This window comes from Bacillus sp. UNCCL81, from assembly GCF_900112535.1.
In the GTDB taxonomy this organism is placed as follows: Bacteria; Bacillota; Bacilli; order Bacillales; family Bacillaceae_G; genus Gottfriedia; species Gottfriedia luciferensis_B.
The window spans coordinates 742,516-763,024 of sequence record NZ_FOMF01000002.1 but is presented as its reverse complement, the minus strand read 5'-3'; the positions used below and the strand labels follow the sequence as shown (position 1 = coordinate 763,024).

General features: G+C 30.3%; 12 protein-coding genes and 3 pseudogenes. 14 read left to right on the top strand and 1 reads right to left on the bottom strand.

Annotation, left to right across the window (positions count from 1 at the left end):
* Positions 1-480 precede the first annotated feature (480 nt).
* Together BM319_RS03760 and BM319_RS03755 are read left to right on the top strand one after the other, a co-directional pair.
* Positions 481-801 carry a YbjQ family protein gene (locus tag BM319_RS03760; protein ID WP_088011817.1) on the top strand — a complete coding sequence of 107 codons (321 nt, stop codon included), beginning with the start codon at positions 481-483 and terminating at the stop codon, positions 799-801.
* Positions 802-1,310: 509 nt separating this feature from the next.
* Positions 1,311-2,222, top strand: coding sequence for a hypothetical protein (locus tag BM319_RS03755; RefSeq protein WP_139226480.1), 912 nt, complete (start codon positions 1,311-1,313; stop codon positions 2,220-2,222).
* A gap of 80 nt (positions 2,223-2,302) precedes the next feature.
* Here the strand turns inward: BM319_RS03755 and BM319_RS03750 are convergent, their stop codons facing one another.
* Entirely contained in the window at positions 2,303-2,692 is a 390-nt protein-coding gene (locus BM319_RS03750; RefSeq protein WP_175495546.1) for a helix-turn-helix domain-containing protein, read from the bottom strand.
* A 302-nt stretch (positions 2,693-2,994) separates the two neighbouring features.
* Here BM319_RS03750 and BM319_RS03745 point away from each other — a divergent pair, with 302 nt between their 5' ends.
* The 12 genes and pseudogenes from BM319_RS03745 to BM319_RS03685 form a co-directional block, all read left to right on the top strand.
* A complete protein-coding gene (locus BM319_RS03745; RefSeq protein WP_091021349.1) occupies positions 2,995-3,708 on the top strand; it encodes a site-specific integrase in 714 nt (237 codons plus the stop codon).
* A 24-nt stretch (positions 3,709-3,732) separates the two neighbouring features.
* Entirely contained in the window at positions 3,733-4,632 is a 900-nt protein-coding gene (locus BM319_RS03740) for a tyrosine-type recombinase/integrase (protein ID WP_091021348.1), read from the top strand.
* 269 nt (positions 4,633-4,901) lie between these two features.
* Positions 4,902-5,566 (top strand): annotated as a pseudogene (locus BM319_RS03735) (SpoVR family protein); the annotation flags it as partial.
* Positions 5,567-5,930: 364 nt separating this feature from the next.
* Positions 5,931-6,323 (top strand): hypothetical protein, encoded by a 393-nt coding sequence (locus tag BM319_RS03730; protein WP_091021347.1) that lies wholly within the window; start codon positions 5,931-5,933, stop codon positions 6,321-6,323.
* Between the two features lie 65 nt (positions 6,324-6,388).
* The gene (locus BM319_RS03725) at positions 6,389-7,219 is read left to right on the top strand and encodes a hypothetical protein (protein ID WP_091021346.1); all 831 of its coding nucleotides are present in this window, start codon (positions 6,389-6,391) and stop codon (positions 7,217-7,219) included.
* Positions 7,220-7,910: 691 nt separating this feature from the next.
* Complete coding sequence (locus tag BM319_RS03715) at positions 7,911-8,714, top strand: DUF2705 family protein (protein WP_091021344.1); 804 nt, start codon at positions 7,911-7,913, stop codon at positions 8,712-8,714.
* A gap of 13 nt (positions 8,715-8,727) precedes the next feature.
* Entirely contained in the window at positions 8,728-9,378 is a 651-nt protein-coding gene (locus BM319_RS03710) for an ATP-binding cassette domain-containing protein (RefSeq protein WP_091021343.1), read from the top strand.
* Positions 9,356-10,066, top strand: coding sequence for a hypothetical protein (locus BM319_RS03705; protein WP_091021342.1), 711 nt, complete (start codon positions 9,356-9,358; stop codon positions 10,064-10,066). Before BM319_RS03710 ends, BM319_RS03705 begins: the two co-directional genes overlap by 23 nt.
* 376 nt (positions 10,067-10,442) lie before the next feature.
* Positions 10,443-11,075: pseudogene (locus tag BM319_RS03700) on the top strand (SpoVR family protein); the annotation flags it as partial.
* Positions 11,076-11,605: 530 nt separating this feature from the next.
* Complete coding sequence (locus BM319_RS03695; protein ID WP_091021340.1) at positions 11,606-18,619, top strand: DNRLRE domain-containing protein; 7,014 nt, start codon at positions 11,606-11,608, stop codon at positions 18,617-18,619.
* 20 nt (positions 18,620-18,639) lie between these two features.
* Positions 18,640-19,305, top strand: coding sequence for a hypothetical protein (locus tag BM319_RS03690; RefSeq protein ID WP_091021339.1), 666 nt, complete (start codon positions 18,640-18,642; stop codon positions 19,303-19,305).
* Between the two features lie 362 nt (positions 19,306-19,667).
* Positions 19,668-20,300 (top strand): annotated as a pseudogene (locus BM319_RS03685) (SpoVR family protein); the annotation flags it as partial.
* Between the last annotated feature and the right edge of the window lie 209 nt (positions 20,301-20,509).

The following is a 20,509-nucleotide window of genomic DNA, read 5'->3' as shown; positions in this document are numbered from 1 at the left end:
AATTAAATGTAGAAAATATTATGATGAAATAAGATTTCGCTATGGTTTAAAAGATGAATTAAATCAACTTCGAAAATGCAGATCTGATTTAATTATTTATTTAGATGCTGAATTTGAAACTCTTGAATGAAGAAAACAAAATGATTTGTCAAAAAGAAGAGGTTCATTTGACCAAAATATGAAATTATATCAATATGAAAAAGAGTGGTATAAGCAGTTTAACACTAAATTTATTGATGTAAATGACAAGGCATCAATTGAAGTAGAAAATCACTGTTGGAAATGTTAACGAATAATAATTTTCTAAGATATGAATTTATCTCTAGTATAAAGGGATTAAAACTATTACATAGAATTAATACATTATACGTTTCAAATTTTCCATTTTTAACTAATGAAATTTAAAAATGGGATTGAAATACATTCACAAAATTGAATAAATATATTTGTGTGAAGAATAAAAATTTTGAGGTGAACAATATGATCGTAGTTACAACTGAAAATATTGAAGGGTATAAACTAGTTGAAGTAAAAGGTCCTGTATTTGGAGTAATTGTACGTAGTAGAGGACTGGGTGGCGATATTTTAGCTGGTCTAAAAAGTCTTGTTGGTGGAGAAATCAAACAATACACTGCAATGCTTGAGGATGCAAGAAAAGAAGCGATGGATCGAATGACTAAAAATGCTAGTGAAATGGATGCAAATGCAATTATTATGATGCGCTTTGATTCAGGTGAAATAGGGCAAAACATGAGTGAAATTGTAGCATATGGAACCGCTGTAGTAGTCGAGAAAATATAATAAAAAAACCTTGTAATTTCAAGGTTTTTTTTATTTCACTTTTTATAGAATTAAATATAAATAAAAAAAGTGCGGACAATTTCACGGACAAGTTTACAAGAAAACCGTATGAAAAATCCCCATTAAGAAACGCTTTGCGTATCCAGTAAAAAACAAATCTCATAAAAGAGAATTAGCACTGAATTGCAAAAATAAAATTGTTTATCTAGCTTCAAGGGTTAAACTATATATTCTTTTTTTATAATTTATTAACCTATGATTCTTCCGAATTTCAGATCACCTTTATTATTTAATTAGGAGGAAATAGGAAAATGAATAAGGTAGACCGCATTGAAATTAAACTAAATTCAGAACTATCAAATTGGTTTACAAAGTATTGCAAACTAAACGGGACAAACAAAACCAAAAAAATAGCTTCGTTAATAGAAAATTTTCGAGAAAGAGTTGAAAAACAGGAACTTAAAAGTACACTTATGTACAATGAACCTCCAGATTCAAACGTAGAAGGATTGGAAAACTTATTTAAAGAAGAGGTACTGGTTAATTCTAGGGGACAAATAGATGAAAATAAGCCTATTCAACTTATTGAAATTCCTATTAACAAAGTATTTACAAATAGGGATAAACCTAAATCATTTACCAAAAGTGTTTTAAAAAGATACGAAATTGAGGCAATAAATGAGAAGCATTATCTTTATTGTCCTTTATGTAAATCATGGTTACAAGCCAGAACTTTCCGGCAGTATCACTCCAAAAGAACTCATAAAATGTTGCCCGAATTAATTTATCAGGATAATCTATCCCACATTATTGCGGAATATAGAAAAGCAATTTTAGTAGGATCTATTAATATTTCTTGTGGAAAACTTGTTCAAATTGAACAAAAAAAATCATCCGAAAATTATAGTAAGTTAATAGACCCTATTAAGTTCGAAATTGTAGAAAGAACAAAAATCATTGATCGTATAGGAGTATCAAGAGATACTTTTCATAGTTATGTAAATGCACTTGAAGCAAGTGGATGGGAATTTATTAAAATAGGTCCTTACAGACAATATAATGTTAAAGATTTCAATTTAATGATTGAATTGAAAACTCTTTTTGATTCAGGTAAAGGCAAAAACCAATACTCTAAAAACACTATTTCACTTGAAGAATGTGCCGAAAAGGTTGTCTTAGGTCATATTAGAGTTCACGGTGGGAATAAAGAGAAAAATAAATTAGAAGCACCCTATTCTTCATATAAAAAGTATAAAATAAAAAATTATATCCCATGTCCACTATGTGAAAATTGGAAAAGCTATAGTCATTTTGGTAATCATGCTAAAAAAGAGCATGGTACAACTACTTTAGAAATCTTTAGGGAAAATCGTGAGAAAATCGATGCGATGTATAAAAAGAGAATAATGAAAACCCTCTAGTTAAACTTAGTTGTTAAAAAATTCAACAATAAAAATTTAATACTACAAGTTAAAAAGCTGGACCATGATTGGTCCAGCTTTTAGTTAATTATTGTGTTTTTCTTCTTCTTTCCTCCAAACCTGTAACGGTCAATCCATTTGTTTTTCACATAAACTTCAACTTCATCCCGAGGAAACAACCACTTCCGACCATATCTCAGACTTGGGAATTCTGGATCATATAAGAATTCCTTATCAATGGTTACCCAACATAGTTGTAAATATTCACAAAGTTGTTGGCTATCCATTAGTAAACTTTGGTGCTCTAATTTGTCTAAGCGTTCATTCATTTCTTTTACAAATAATTCTTCCATTTTTTTTTCATCAAAATCAAATTTAAAATTAAACAATGTACCAATCCTTTCCAAAATAAAAGAATTAGCATGGGAAAATATGACTAAAATAATAATCCAATCAAATAAATGGAACACTTATCAATCCAAACCCATGCTTCGCTTGAGTACTAGACCGATAGGCCCTAATATTCAACTTTTTTTCGTTCATAACTTTACTTTTATTTTTCTTATCTTCATCCCTTCGCTAGAAATTACACTATTTATTTTATTGAAAGTTCAGAAAAAATATGACGGTCGAATGGTAAATGTTACAAATTAATAAAGAATTATCTTCTGATAAAATAAATATAACGGATAATCATTTAATAAAGCTTATAATTTGGCAAGTACTATCTATAATCTTGATATGAAAAAAAATCTGGTAAAGGAGATAATTGATGGCGAATATAAGAAAAAGAAATAACACCTATGAATATCGTATCTATTTGCCCAAGGATCCTTTAACGGGGAAACGGAGGGAAATTACAAAAGGTGGCTTTAAATCGAAATCTGAAGCTAAAGCTGCAGCTTTGCAGATTGAGTGGCAGATAGAGAACGGTACTTATTTATCAGAAACAAATGTTACATTTTCACAAGTTTTTGATGATTGGCTTATTTCTTACAGGACTTCTAATGTAAAACCTGGTACTATTCATAGTAAAATGAACATTATTAAAGCACATTTTTTACCCGTTTGGGGTACATATCCAATTCAGAAAATTACCAATAAAATGTTTGATCAAAGAATGAATGAATTGGCAAAAAATCATAAGGTAAGTACTTTAAGAAATATCAAAATTGCGGGAAATTTAATTTTTAAGTATGCACTTAAATATAAAATAATAAAAACTGATCCATCCTCAGGATATGAGTATCCAAAAGAGCAAACTACAGTTGAAGAATTAGAAAAAGATGTGGGGTCCGTTATCTTTTTGGAAAAAGAAGAATTAAATCAATTTCTTGAAACTGTATTTAATTTTGGAGATTACCCTGATTTCCCATTATTTGCAACGCTGGCCTTAACAGGTATGCGAATAGGGGAAATACGAGCTTTAAAATGGACGGACGTTGATTTTATGACACTTAAGTTAAGGATTACCAAATCTATTTAAGATACAGGCAAGTTAGGCGAATATATCATAAATACACCTAAAAATGGGAAATCACGTACAATTGATATTAATGAAGAATTAGTGTCAATTTTACAAAAACATAAAATAGAACAAGATAAAATAAAGTTACTAAATCACCGTGTATACAAGGATAATAATTTTATATTTCCTGACCAGAACGGTTACCCGTTAACATATAAAACTGTCAGGGGGCATTTAAATAAATATATTAAATTAGTAGGGATTGATAAACATATTACACCACATTGCATTCGGCATACGCATGCTTCCTTATGCATTGAAGCTGGGGCAGATTACAAATATATTCAGGAACGATTAGGTCATAGTGATATTACGATTACGATGAACACATACGGACATCTAACAAAAGGATTAGAGGAGAAAGAGTCCGAAAAGGTTTTTAGATTGTTGGAAAGTGTTATACCTGTTCACAGCGATGAACGGAACTCAAGCTATTTAGATAGAGTACAAGTTGCAAAAGAGTTAAAGGTAGGCACAACAACTATTGGCGATTGGTCAGTAGCCTTAGAAAAAAGCGGATGGGAATTTAAAACGATTCGTTATAGAGGGAAAGATAAGAGGTTATATGGAGATGAAGATCTAAAAATCATTACACAAATGAAAACAATTCTTTCAAATGATCGAAGTTTAACGATAAAAGATGTATGTGCCATTGTTGTACAACAGAGGGTTAAAACATCTTCAAATAAATCACTAGAAACAACTGACAACGATAAAGAAGTATCAGCAGAAACTAGTGGTTTATTTCTTGAATTAAAAGAAGTAATACAAAAAATATCTCAGAAAATCGCAAATGGTGAATTGAATTCTGAAGAGATTTACCAATTTAAAAAGCTTCTAACGCATGAGGAAAATAAAATAAAAGGTTATGAACTGGCTTAAACGAGATAGTTTGACTGAGAATATCGTTGGGCATAAAGAAAATAAGTTCTTCTGTGGTATAAAAATATGAGAAAACTCGACTATATAATCGAGTTTTTTTATTTGGAAATTTTTTATCAATTGAAATGATTTTCTGAAATGAGTAAATTTTTTTTTTGCAAGAGGTATTGACAATATTTTTTCTACTTCAATTATATTATTACAGCAGATGAATGAGGGTAGAACATTTGAACAATAATTTAATTTAATTTAATGAGATGAAATGCCTATTTTGGCCACAACTTGAAATGAAATTATGAAACAAGGCTGGGCAAGTTACTGGCATATAAGAATTATGCGTGAACTAAATCTTGATTCAAATGAAGCAATTGAATACGCAAAGCTTAATGCAGGAGTAGTTCAGCCATCAAAAACAAGTATTAATCCGTACTACTTAGGACTAAGAATGTTTGAAGATATTGAAGATCGATATAATAATCCAACGAAAGAAATGAAAGAATTAGGAGTAAAACCTGGTAGTGGTCGAGAAAAAATGTTTGAAGTACGTGAGTTAGAATCTGATAGTTCATTTATACGAAACTACTTAACGAAAGATCTAGTTATGCGCGAAGATATGTATTTATTCCAGCGACAAGGTAAGGAATATAAAGTTACTGATAAGGCATGGGAAAACGTCCGTGATCAACTTGTGGTTAGTCGAGTAAATGGAGGATTCCCATATATCGTTGTTCAAGAGGGGGATTACTTAAAAAATGGAGAGCTTTATTTGAAGCATTCCTATGAACATATGGAACTTGATGTGAAGTATGTTGAGAAGGTAATGCCTTATATTCATCAGTTATGGGGTAGAGGGGTTCATTTGGAAACGAATATAGAGAATAAGTCAGTGTTGTTTAGTTATGATGGGAAGAATATTCATCGGAAGTATATTTAAAGCCACCTTTTTTAGGTGGTTTTCTTTATGTATTAGAAAGTATAGAATTTTTTTAATAAGTGAACCTAATTCAAATACCACGAAAAAACCTCACGAAATTTATGTGAAAAAGTACACAACAAAAAAGTTATCTTTATTTGATTTTTACAAAGCGCCTAACATAAAAAATGGATTAAGAGACACCTGCGATCGATACAGTAAATCCTAGTTTTTATAGTCTACGAACTGAATGACGGAATATTAGTAATATAGTCCTATATTTAGAGTTTTTAAAAAAAAATACTTTTATAATATATGAATATAATTTATTATATTTTAAGACAGCAAATTACCAAAAAAAGGAAAGAATGGGGAAAAATGTAAAATGAATATTAAAAAAATAGTAGTTTCTTCAGTTTTAGTTGGGAGTGTTTTAATTCCAACTGCTGCATCCGCAGCGTACCAAGCTTACGTAGGGTATAGGTTGCCTGCATATTCTGCTAATAACTATACTGGTACTCATACTAAAGTAACTGATGAAAGATACTTACAAAATATTGTAGAAAATACTGATGCAAGTGGTTCAGTAAACTTTTGGGCAACGGATGAAAATCACAATGCAATATCAGCAAAGTATGCTCAGAAAGATAATAATATTTCAACAAAGCTTAATTTTACCACGGCTAACAACAAAGGCGATCAGGTAGCGATGGGTATGGAGAATCCGGACTGGTCAACTCAAATAGCTTTTGTATCTGGTAGAGTAGACTTTAAGTAATAAAACCTAATGGTTTTTTGCTGTCTCTTGAACTACTTAAAATTACTTAAAAAGAGGGAGATTATTTGAGAAACTTGATCTTGATAGAGATTAATAATTGTATTAATAGAAGGGAATTCAAATTCATTTTTGCTATTCTACTAATTTTGTCATGTACTTCTTTCTTTATTGATAGTATTGCTTTTTATGGACAAGACCTTTCTTTTATTAGATCTTCAGCTGAACAGTCATTGATTCAAAGTACATATTCTACCTTTTTGTTAAGTACTTTGTTGATTTTACTTCCTCTTTTATCTTCTAGTATTTATGCAGATTCATATTATACAGATTATAAAAATGGAGTATTGAAAAATATACTTTCCAGGATTGATCATAAAAGTTACATTAAATCAAAAGTAATCGTAATTTTTATAATGACTTTTATAACCTTTTTTATTTCTTTAACTATAAATCAAATTTTAGTAATGATTTCATTTCCCTTAGAAGGTTTCGATAATAAATTCAGCCTACCGGCATATGATTATGGGATACAAAATTATAGCAACCAAGTTCTTTTTGATTTATTAAGGATGAATCATCCATTGCTATATAATTTCTTAAATATATCAATTATAAGCTTATTTTCAGGGATTATTGGGGTGTTATCTTTTTCCATATATTTTATTAATTCTAACAACAGAATCACAAATATTATTATGGTTTTTATTGTATACATTATCTCAGAGCTATTTTTTTCATATATGCATGCTTCATATTTTAGTTTATATAATCAATTAAAACCAGGCTCGGAAAGTTCTATAACTACATTAGTAATATGGTCAATTGGTTTACTGGTTGTAAGTATTTACATACTGTACACAAAAGGTAATAAGCTTGGAAAGGAATTTGGGGATTGAAGACCAAAATAATTGCATACACACCATTCTTTTTGTTAAAGAAGATCATTTTTAATCGAATTTCATATTCATTAATAATACTATTCTTTGCAATTGGAAGTTTTTCAATAGTAAAATTTAGTAATTTAAATCCAATGGATATTTATAAGAGTATGTACAGATTTAATATTTGTTTATTGTTACTTATACCGGGGTTTTTACTTTTAAATAATAGTGTTTCATTTTATTTTAATAATTCAAGGTTTTTAACAAGATATACCAAACTTTTCGAATGGTGGAGAGATAGAAGTCTTATTACCGGGATTTTGGCCTTTTTTTATTCTCTAATTACTACTGCCATATTTTCAATACCAGTACTTTTAAACTCAGAACAGAAAGTTGTAACATTTATTTTTCTAAGTTTTATAATTCAATTTTTTGGTTATGTTTTTTTAGGCATTGTTTATAACATAATTAATTATTATTTGAATATGTATTTTACTCTTTTATTAATATTATTTTGTTTAATCTCACTAAAAATAGTTGAAAGTTTAAACAATAACTTTAATCCGATATACAAAATTATGTACTTAACTTATAAGAATAATTTCATACTAAACGTGAATGATTATTTAAATACAGGTAGTTTGTCGGTGTCGATATTAATTTCTTTTTATGTAGGTTTTTTAGTAATAAAAGATAAGGATATAAAATGGAGGTAATTGATATTAGAAGTAGAGAGTATTTTAACATTAAGACTATTTTAATCTCAATATTAATTGCAACTCTATTAGGTATAAATGGAACTCAAAAATTAGTATTTATGTCAGATAACATTTTTGACCTTTTTTTAATTACCTATGGTTCAGTACAAATTGAAACAATAAAATATGTTGTACCCGTACTTTTTTGGTGTGCACCTCAGCTTTATCTTTTACTACTTCTAGGAAATTTCATTCCAAATAAAATAAATAATTTTGGTATTTATTTATTTACACGTACTACTAAGAGAGGTAGTTGGTTGCATAAACAAATTTTTAAATTATTTTTATATAACTTAGCCTATACCTTTACCCAATTTATAACCTTGTTTATCGTAGGTATAGTACATGGAATGCATTTTGAACAAAGCGAAATAGTAAATCTTTCAGTGGTCTTTTTTACAGTAACTTTTCAGTTTTTTTTAATATTAATACTTTCAAACTATATAAGTATTATATTAGGCAATTTACATGGTATTGTAACTGTTATATCTATTAATATTCTAACACTTTTATTTTCAGGATACTTATTCGAGTTTTCTATTAAGTATATTTATATATTAAAGTATATTCCCTTCACGCAGAGTATTATAACCTGGCACGATGGATGGATTCCTAAGAGCGAAAGAAATGAACTGATAGAATTTTATATTCCAAATTACCATATTACATTCTCGTTTTTTTATATTGTTACATTGGTACTAATACTATTAATTTTATTTACAAAGAAAATTAAAAAAATGGATATAATGTAGGAGTGAAAAACCCTTGAACTATATAGAAGTAAATGAATTAAGTAAAAAAATTAAAAATAAAGTAATTCTAGATAATATATCTCTGCAGTTAAAAAAAGGGGAGATTTATGGTTTTTATGGTAGAAATGGTTCTGGTAAAACTATGTTTTTTAGAACAATATGTGGGCTAATAAAGCCAACAAGTGGATCAATAACAGTTGATGGAAAGACTTTACATATTGACGTTTCTTTTCCAAGTAATTTAGGGGTAATTATAGAAACACCGGGATTTTGGCCATTTTATAGTGCTTATGAAAACCTTTTAATTCTATCGAAAATTAAAAAACTTATTACACCAGAAGAAGTTAAAGATTCTATAGAAAGAGTAGGGTTAGACCCTAACGACCCAAGTCCAGTGAAAAACTACTCATTAGGTATGAAGCAAAGACTAGGGATTGCACAGGCTATTATGGAAAAACCAGACCTGATTATATTAGATGAACCTACTAATGCGTTAGATGAAGATGGTGTTGAATTAACAAGACAAATTCTTTTAAGTGAAAAAGAAAGAGGAGCAACTATATTGTTAGCGAGTCATAACAAGGAAGACTTGAATATATTGGCTGATAAAAAATATAAAATGGTAAATGGGAAGCTATATAATGACTCAAGTGAGGCTGGATAAAAAAATGACTTTTGTTTTAAAACATAAATATACCGTTGCAATATTAATAATGATGATATTAAGTATAGTTTTTGGCATTATGACAAGATTATCATATATTGACAATACCGATTTAAAAGAAATTAGTATAAAGAATGATTACCAATTATCGCTTGATGAAGGTACATTTGCAAATATTTATTTTGATAACAATTTAAGGGAATTAGATCATTATCAACAAAAAGCAGATGCTATTGTCAAAGTAAAGCTATTAGACGAAAGGACTTATAAAAGTCAATCAACATTATCAAAAGTAATTATTGAGGAAAGTTTTAAGAACAGTACTTTAAAAAAAGGCCAATCGATTTTTGTGTATGAGCCTAGCTTTTTTTTATTGGACCGTTATCAATCTCTTGCAGGTTACAATATTATGGAAAAAGGAACTAGTTACATCCTTTTTTTAGAAAAATTGAAAGCCCCTGTTGATTACAATTTTAGTAAGCGTGAAAAAATATCTTTTAAGCCAATTTCCACATATTATAGTAAATTCCCTCTAAAGGAAATGGGAAAAAAGACTGATATATTACCGAATAAAGAATTTAGATATTCAGATATTAAGAGTTATGAAATTCTAACTAAAGATAAAGTGATCTTGAATAATTATATTAAACTTAAGACATCTGTTATTAACAACTATAAAAGAATTTAGTAATATTATTTATGAGTTGATCTTACATTTTTTTATGTTAATTAAACAAAATAAGTAAAAAAATACTTCTATATACTAAATAGTTAATATAATTACTACTAAACTTCCGTGTAACATAGAAAAGAGCGTGCTAAATAAGTCGCAGCCAAACAAAAAAAGTGCCATATGAAATGCACCTCTAATTGTTAGTCGTAACTAACAATTGGAGGTGCATTTTTTATATTTGTTCCAGATCATCGTTGGGAAATAGAATTTTGACTGATGTAGCATTTTCGTTTTTTTCATAGATTATCTAGTTAATCTTGTTCAACTAAACTGCCATTATGTTGAATAAGGAATGGTGAATTTTTATAAAAAAGAAGATCTTTAAGAGAAACAAGGCTGGGCAAGTTATTGGCATATAAGAATTATGCGTGAACTAAATCTTGATTCAAATGAAGCGATTGAATACGCAAAGCTTAATGCAGGAGTGGTTCAGCCATCAAAAACAAGCATTAACCCGTATTATTTAGGACTAAGAATGTTTGAAGATATTGAAGAGCGATATAATAATCCTACGAAAGAAATGAGAGAATTAGGTGTTAAACCTGGCAGCGGTCGAGAAAAAATGTTTGAAGTACGAGAGTTAGAGTCTGATAGTTCATTTATACGAAACTACTTAACGAAAGATCTTGTCATGCGTGAAGATATGTATCTCTTCCAGCGACAAGGTAAGGAGTATAAAGTTACGGATAAGGCATGGGAAAATGTAAGAGATCAACTCGTAGTTAGTCGAGTAAATGGGGGATTCCCTTATATTGTAGTTCAAGAAGGGGATTATTTAAAAAATGGGGAGCTTTATTTGAAGCATTCTTATGAACATATGGAACTTGATGTGAAGTATGTTGAAAAGGTAATGCCGTATATACATCAGTTGTGGGGTAGAGGAGTTCATTTAGAGACGAATATTGAGAATAAGTCTGTGTTGTTTAGTTATGATGGGAAGAATATTCATCGGAAGTATATTTGAATTTCAATTATTGGAAGCAATAAAATGTAAGATCCATCAAGGATAGATAAAATTCAGTATGTAAAGAACTCTCTTATTTAATTGGGTAATTGGTTAAACAAGGGAGTTTTTTTGTGCTTTTTTGTAATTAGATAAGAATATATTCTAAAAATATATGCCCAACTTATCATATCTAATAGTTTCATAAAACAAATTATAAAATGAAGGAATATTAACTTTATATAAAAATTAAAATAATATTAAATTTTGATTTACTCGTTTTAATCATATTTATTTCATATGAATACTAGTTAGAAAGAAATTACATATATTTCTATTTTACTAATATTTCTTCTAGAACACTGGTGTTAATGGTTTTCAAAGAATTACATTCATTTCTGTTAAATTATTACTGTTGTATTAAAAATATTAAAAAAAATATAATGAAAAAGGTTTAAAAATCATTATAGGGGAGTCGGTTGATTATAAGTTAACCTAGATTTTTTGCACTTATATATTATAAATAAAAATTACACCAGGAGAAGAGTGACATGAAGAATTATACTCTGAGAATATTAACAAGACTAGTTCTTGTTGTTTTTATTCTGAGCTCATTACCAATTAAGATTTTAGCAACTGAATTAGATGTAAAAGTAGATGATAATGGATCAAATAAAGAATATTTGATACCTGCAAAAAATGCATATGCAAGTAATATAAAAACTTCTATGGAAGCGCCAACAGAACAACAAACAGGTGAAATAGTAGAAGAACGTACTGAGAATACGAAAACTTTTTATAATGGAAATGGAAAATATACTGAGAAGATATATTTTGAACCAATTCATACAAAAGAATCTGGAGAGAAAACATTTGAAGATATTTCTCCAGATTTAAAAGAAGATGAATTGAAAACAAATATTGTTACAACTGAAAATACTGCTATTGATACAGAATTTCTTCAAAAAATGGATAATGGAAAATATGCAAATTTTTCAAATAAAGGGCATTCTATGTCTTTATCAATTTTGCATGCTTCAGGAGAAAACAAAACAACATTAGACGCTAGTGATGTTGAAGCAACTTTTGTTGAAAATAGTAATAAAATTGTTCACAATGGGATTTTTCCACAAATTGATTTACAAAACTATACATTTAATCAAAATACAAAAGAAGATCTAGTCCTACACAAATATGATGGGTATCATATTTTTACATTTAAGATCCAAACAGACTTAAAAGCTTCGATTGATGAAGCTGGCAACATTCAAATGAAAGATAAAAATGATAAAAAGATTTTCGAATTACCGAAACCCTTTATGTCAGATTCTAACTATAATGAGGGTTCTGGTGATGCGGTGACATCAGACAAAGTAAATTATGACATTAAAGAAACAGAAGATGGTTATATATTAACTTTGAATGCTGATAAAGAATGGTTAGCTAGTCCTGATAGAGTGTTTCCTATTTTTATAGATCCCACTACATCCGTAACGGATTCATCTGATTCATTCGTAATGAGTGCTTATCCTACAACCAATTATTCTAGTACTTCTTCAAAATGGGATTCTGGACTAGGAGAATATATCTTAAAAGTAGGTTATTATGACAGTACAACAGGTACATGCTATGCATTTTTAAATCAGCCATTACCTGAAATTGATGGTTTAACTGTTACAAGTGCAACGTTTAATGCATATGTCACTCATAGTGCCTCTTCGAGTGCAACTGATTTATGGTTAGATCGAATAACACAGTCATGGTCAAATTCTTCAGTTACTTGGAACACTAAACCAAGTTCAACGAATTTAGGAAAAGACACAGTAACAGCGAATTCTTGGGCCAGTTTTGATATCACTGGAACAGTTAAAAGTTGGCAACAGGGAACTTTAACTAATTATGGTCTAAAATTACACACAAACGGAAATGGTCAATCTTACTGGAAAAAGATTGTATCTACTTCAAACTCAAATAATAATCCATATTTATCTGTTAATTACACAATTCCAACACCTGTAGTACCAAAAGGAACAGCTTTTTCATCTGGAAATGGTACTGGTTATGTAAGTTTAGATTGGGACCCAATTCCTGGTGCGACTGGATATAATGTGTGGATTTATAATGGAACAGATTATGAAAAATTTCCTGTAGGAACCGCAACAAGTTTTACTACTAAGGATAAGAATATTTGGCCAACTGCATCATCTGTAACAAGTGGGCGAAGAGCTTTATATCATACCGCAAATTCAGGCGGTCAAGAATTACCTCTTGATCCTTCATACCTTTATAAAGCATCAGGAGGAGCATATCCTACAAATAAAAACTACTGGTTCCGTATTTCGGCAATCTATCCGTTGGGTGAAAGTGTAATGTCTAACCCGTTTACACCAACAATTCCAGATTTACAGGTACCTGCTCCTCCGACGGGAACATCATACTCAAATGGAAACGGAACAGGATATATTGATTTTAAGTGGAATTCGATACCTGGGGCTACAAGCTATAATATATGGCTTTTTAATGGAAAAACTTATGAATCTGTAAATGTAGGAAACGTTACTTCGTGGTCAACAAAAGGGAAGAAATATTGGCCAACTCAAACTGAGATTAACGCAGGGAAATACGGATTACATTTAAGTGATAGTTTAGGCGCAGAATTACCTGTGGACCCATCAAAAACTTATGCAAACGCTGGAACGACTTATGCAACTTCTAAGCGATATTATATAAGGGTTAGTGCAGTTAACTCATTGGGGGAATCCGTCTATTCACCTACGTATTTTGGACCAACAGTTCCTGATTTATTAGTTCCAGCTCCCCCAACTGGAAGAGCATATACAAATGCTACAGATAGTCAAACTGGCTATGTGAACTTAAATTGGAAAAAAATCACTGGAGCGACAGGTTATAAAGTATGGGTTTACAATGGGAAAGACTATGAGTCATACGATGTAGGAGACACAGATTATTGGACTACACAAAATAAAGGAATCTGGCCAACACAAGCTGAAATTGATTCTGGTGTCAAAAATCTTCACCATCCTAAGCAAGCAACAGATCCATTCTATGGTGGACAAGATTTACCACTTGAACCATTTAAACTTTATGCAAAGAATGGTACAACTTATGCTACAAGCCCATATTACTATTTTAGGGTTAGTGCTTATGATGGAAATGGAGAAACAGTATTTTCTTCAACATATTATAGAACCGTTATTGGTCAACAAGTTCAAATGTTAGGTTTAGAAGATTATTGGTCTTACGCTTCCATACCAGGAGGTCAAGTAAATAGTTCGACTGGTAACTTTATTACAACAGATAATGATTTCTCAATAGGTGGCAAAGGGCCGGGTATATCTATTGATAGAACCTATAATAGCAACTCTAAAAGTTCTGGGTTATTTGGAAATGGGTGGCAAAGTAATTTAGATATTTCATTAACAGTTGATGGGAATAATGTACAATATGTTGATGAAGATGGGACATTATTGACATTTGTTAAAAATGGTACAGCATATGATGCGCCTACTGGAGTTTATTTGACATTAAAAGATAATGGTACAAATTTTACACTTGAGGATACAGATCAAACAGTTACAACTTTTGACAAAACAACTGGAAAAGTAATCAAAGTTGAGGACGGATATAAGGTTGCTACAACTTATAGCTATGATACAGATGGAAACTTAAAATCAATTACAGATTCATCTGGTCGCAAACTTGATTTTGATGTACAGAATGGATTAATTAAGTCTATTTCATTACCAGCAAGTAGATTATTAAAATACGACTATGATGAAAATAATAATTTAACACAGGTTACTGGTACTAATGGCGAAGTAACTAAGTATGATTACAATGCTTTAAGTCAATTGGAAAAGATTCATTCTCCAGTTGAAACTGAAGGCCATTCTGTATCATCTTTAATAAATTATATGGGTGACCGTGTATCAAATGTACAAGATGAATTAGGGCATGATTATCAATTAAACTATGATATTACTAATCGTAATTTAACGGTTACTGAACCTGATGGTACGAAGAATCAGTTTTGGTATAACTTAGATGGAAATCCATCATCAGTCATTGAAGATCTTGGTGGGTTAAATATTACCACTAAAACTGAGTACGAAGGAAATAACTTAACTAAGTCATTTGATCCTAATGACTCTAATTCACAAACACCAACTGAATCAAATGTTTATGATGCAAAGGGTAATGTAACAAAATCGACTACTAGTTACGGTACTGAGGACTATAAATATAATAGTAACAATGACGTTACTTCATATACAGATACTGAAAATAAAAATTTCACAACAACATATGATAATCAGGATGCCATTTCAGAGATTGACCAAGGAAATACAGTCGCGGGATACTCTAAATTTGATCAATATGGAAATGTGTTAGAATCTAGCGACGATTTAAGTTCGGGAACAAATTTGTTAACAAATAGTAGTTTTGAGAATGGAATTACTGGCTGGACAGTTGTAAAATCGAATGATAATGGCACAATGGTTAGTGATACCATTGGATCTGGTGGAATTAAGGGTAATAAATCTATTAAACTATCAACAATATCAACTAGCCCAAGCCAGATGGGATTTATCTATGCATACCAAAATGTGAATAATATTAAAGAAAATACTTCTTATACGATAAGTAGTGACATTAAAACTAACTTAACCGATTCGAATGCGTTTTATAATATTTATTTCTATAATGCAAGTGGAACCAAAATTAGTTCAATTGATAATCGTTCTAGTCAGTTAAAAGGGGCTCAAAATTGGACGAATAGACAATTTACATTTAAAACGCCTTCGGGTACAACTAAAATAGGAATATTCTTAGAAATTGATCATTATACATTAGCAGGAACTGGGGATGCATGGCTTGACAATGTTCAACTAGAAAAATCAGAAGTGCAATCGATTTATAATCCTGTGGAAAACGCAGGATTTGAGAATGGAGTTACTAGTTGGACCGGTACTGGCGGAACAAATGATACAGTAGAGCAATTTGAAGAAGATAATTCTTTAAAAATAGTTCGTTCAAGTTCTACAGCTGCTACAAATGAATATAAGCAAACAGTTTTAATCGGTCAGAAATCAAATGATAAACCAATTGCTCTAGCAATCACTGGAATGTCAAAATCAGCAAATGTACTTGTAAATGGTACGAAAGATTCTACTAAATATGCTTTAAAATCTGTTATTCGTTATACTGATGGGACGAGTTCAACAATAACTGCTAGTTTCTTAGATGGTACAAATGAATGGAATAGAGCATATAAAGAAATCAATGCCTCAAAACCTGTATCAAGTGTTGACTTATCTATCGTGTTTGGTGGGAATTTCACAGGGACTGCTTGGTTTGATGGGATAAGATTAATTGAAGGTAAATATTTAACGAATTCAACTTACTATAACGGTGATTATCTTGAAACCAGCACAGATGCAGATAATAATGTAACCTCATTCCAATATGATACGTACGGAAACAAGACAGTAGAAACTGATGCTAAGGGAATTACTAAATCATACGAGTACGATAACGGTAACCAACTTCACAAAGTTTTCTTAAATAATAACACCACTATTATTCAATATGATTACAATTTAGATGGTACCTTAAAAGATAAGCAAATTAGCAATTTTGGTAAAGATCAAAATTATCATTATGAATATGACGATAATGGCAATTTAACTACAACAAAGGGACCTTTGGGTGACATTACTACTAATAAATATGATGATAAAGATCAATTAACTGAAACTACTCTACCGAGTGGTTCAATAATCTCAAAAACATATGACAAAGTAGGAAATGTAAAAACTGTATCCTCAAATAACGAGCTATCTTTTAGTTATGATTATGATAAAAATGGAAACCAATTGACTGTAAAAAACGAAAAAAGTGGGGAAGTTACATCTAGTTTCTATGATACAAAAAACCGTGTTATTAGCCAAACTAAAGGAAGTACAGATCAGACATGGATTTATCCATCTAATTCAGATAAATTATCCAGTACTTCATATTCAAGAAATGAAGTGGTAATTGATAGCACAAGTTTCACTTATAATAGTTTAGACCAGAATACGAAAGTAACGAATGGAACTAGTAGTTATTTCTATAATTATGATGAACTTGGAAATGTGCGTTCTTATTTTTCTGGAAACAATACTGTTTCAAATTATTATTATAATAATCGTAATCTAGTTGATTCTTTAAATATAACTTTAGATAATGGTAATACTTTGTTAAAAGAATCTTACGAATATGATGAAAATGGAAATCGTAAAAAAATTCTTTTGCCAAATAGTCAATCTATTGTTTATACCTATGATTCATTAGACCAACTTAAATCAGAAGAATACCCTGATGGTACTCTAAAAGAGTATATTTATGATGGATTCGGAAATCGTAAGTCAATAAAAGTGACAAAAAGCGGAAATGTTTCTGAAACAATTTCTGAATTTAATGATGAGAATCAACTAATTAAATACGGAAACGATGATATTTATTATGACCTTGATGGAAATAGAAAATCTGATAATAATTATAATTATAAGTGGAATACTTTTGGACAATTAATATCGGTTACAAAAAAATCAGAGACTGATCCATTTGTCACATATGAATATGATGATCAAGGACGTCGCACGAAGAAGACACTAAATGGAACTATAATAAATTACTTCTATGATGGTGATAGTAATAATGTTTTATATGAATCAGATAGTAGTGGAAATATTTTACGTTCATATGTGTATTCAGAGAGTGGCGAACGCCTTTCAATGAAAACTCAGGGACAAACATTCTATTATCATTACAACGCTCATGGAGATGTTATTGCTTTATCTGATGATAATAAAAATGTTGTTGTAACTTATTCCTATGATGCATGGGGGAATGTATTAACATCCACTGGAGCAGGTTTAGCAGCTGAGAACCCTTACGGTTATGCTGGCTACATTTTCGATAAAGAGTTAAAAATGTATTACCTAATGGCAAGATATTATAATCCAGAACAGGGTGTATTCTTATCTCTTGATCCTCATCCTGGCGATGATGATGACTCGATAACTCAGAATGGTTATACTTATGGTGATAATAATCCAGTTATGCTTACGGATCCTGATGGTGATCGAGCGAGATATAACTACGGTGCACACGAGCGTGGTGAAACTGCATTTCAAATAGGTTGTACAATTTGGGATATGAAACAACATCCTGACAAGTACTGGCCTAAAAAAGTAAGTAAAAAAAGAAACCATAGTGTTTATACTTTAGTAGAAGATGGTAAAGTAGTTTATGTTGGAAGGACAAAAAATACAAAAAGCAGAAAAAATGCACATAAAAAAAATCATCCTAATGCTACATTTAATGTGGTTAAATCAGGTTTAAGTTACAAGGAAGCCAGAGGATTAGAGCATCGGCTTTACTTGAAAAATGGTGGGAAGGCCAAATTAAGAAATAAAATTAGGCCAATTTCAAAAAAGAACAAGAATTACTCAACTTATATGCGGGCTTCAAGAGGTGTATATAGATCATTTAGATAATTCTCTGAGGAGTGAATATTATGGATAAAACTGTAGTAAGTGAACTAAGTAAAAAAATTCAACAATTATTAACTTTAGTAGAAGGAGATGAAAAGATAAATTTATTACAAAATGTAATATTAAACTCATTGAATTATGACCAACGAAAAAATAATGGATTAATATTTACTGACGTTAAAATAAAATCAAAAAAACTTCCGAAATATCATAATGAAATATATATTGGACAAGTATATGAGATATTCTTAGAAGATATAGAGAGGTATTCTTATGGTTTGGTCATTAGTGGGAATATAAAAGAGGACAAGTACTCAGATATATTAATTGCTTATATTGATTCTTTTTCAACGAAGCAACTTTCAGTTGATGATATATTCAAACTAATTGAACAGAAAAAATTTATAATGATAGCAAATACTGGCTATCATGCTATTCGAAATTATTTTTGGAAATTAGTTAGTGAATATTCATACTCAGTGTTTACACAAGATGAATTAAAGGTAATACCTTATTCAACAAGATTTATGGATAAATACTACATGAGTATTGGCGTGAGTGATGAGGAAATAGCAAATTGTATTATTATACCAGAGGATGAGGCCCTTAAAATAAAGAATCCTTTGGGAATTATTGGTGATAGAGTGATAACTAAATTATTAACTGAAATATACCAAAATAATTATTAAGAACCATTTTATAAAAAATGTGTTGTATGTTTAAAGGGCTGTCCCATAAGTAGTTTAACTGACATATGGGACAGCCCTTTTGAATACCAAAAATTACAAGGCCATTTTATTAATGGACCTTAACAAATCTGAACTTGAATACATAAAGATAAGAATTATTTGTTTGGATAATAGAGCTTAATTTTACATAAACAACTTAACGCAGGAATAGTTCAGCATTCGAAGAATGCTTTAATAAACAAGCAATGAATTACTGGAACAAAATGTAATAGTTGGCAGTGGTCAAGAAAAATATAACTATACGAGGCAAAGCTGTAGTTTTAAGTTTAAATAGGTTATTAACTGAAGATCTTTGAGAGAAACAAGGCTGGGCAAGTTATTGGCATATAAGAATTATGCGTGAACTAAATCTCGATTCAAATGAAGCAATTGAATACGCAAAGCTTAATGCAGGAGTAGTTCAGCCGTCAAAAACAAGCATTAACCCGTATTATTTAGGACTAAGAATGTTTGAAGATATTGAAGAGCGATATAATAATCCTACGAAAGAAATGAGAGAATTAGGTTTTAAGCCTGGCAGCGGTAGGGAAAAAATGTTTGAAGTTCGAGAATTAGAGTCTGACAGCTCATTTATTCGAAACTATTTAACTAAAGACCTCGTAATGAAAGAAGATATGTACTTATTCCAGCGACAAGGTAAGGAATATAAAGTTACCGATAAAGCATGGGAGAATGTGCGAGATCAACTTGTAGTTAGTCGAGTAAATGGAGGATTCCCTTATATTGTAGTTCAGGAAGGAGATTATTTAAAAAATGGTGAGCTTTATTTGAAGCATTCTTATGAACATATGGAACTTGATGTGAAGTATGTTGAGAAGGTTATGCCTTATATTCATCAGCTGTGGGGCAGAGGGGTTCATTTGGAGACGAATATTGAGAATAAGTCTGTGTTGTTTAGTTATGATGGAAAGAATATTCATCGGAAGTATATTTGAGCCACCTTTTATAGGTGGTTTTCTTTATGTTTAGAAAGTGTAGAATTCTTTTTCGGTAAGTGGACCTTATGTAACTAAATGGCAGGTTAGTTGCATAAGAAAAGCTAGGTAATTCGTTATAATTAACGAAAATCTAGTGCAGGTTATTTAAATTTAATGGTAAAATGGGAATATTCTTACATTTATTAATACTATTATCCCTGAAACTT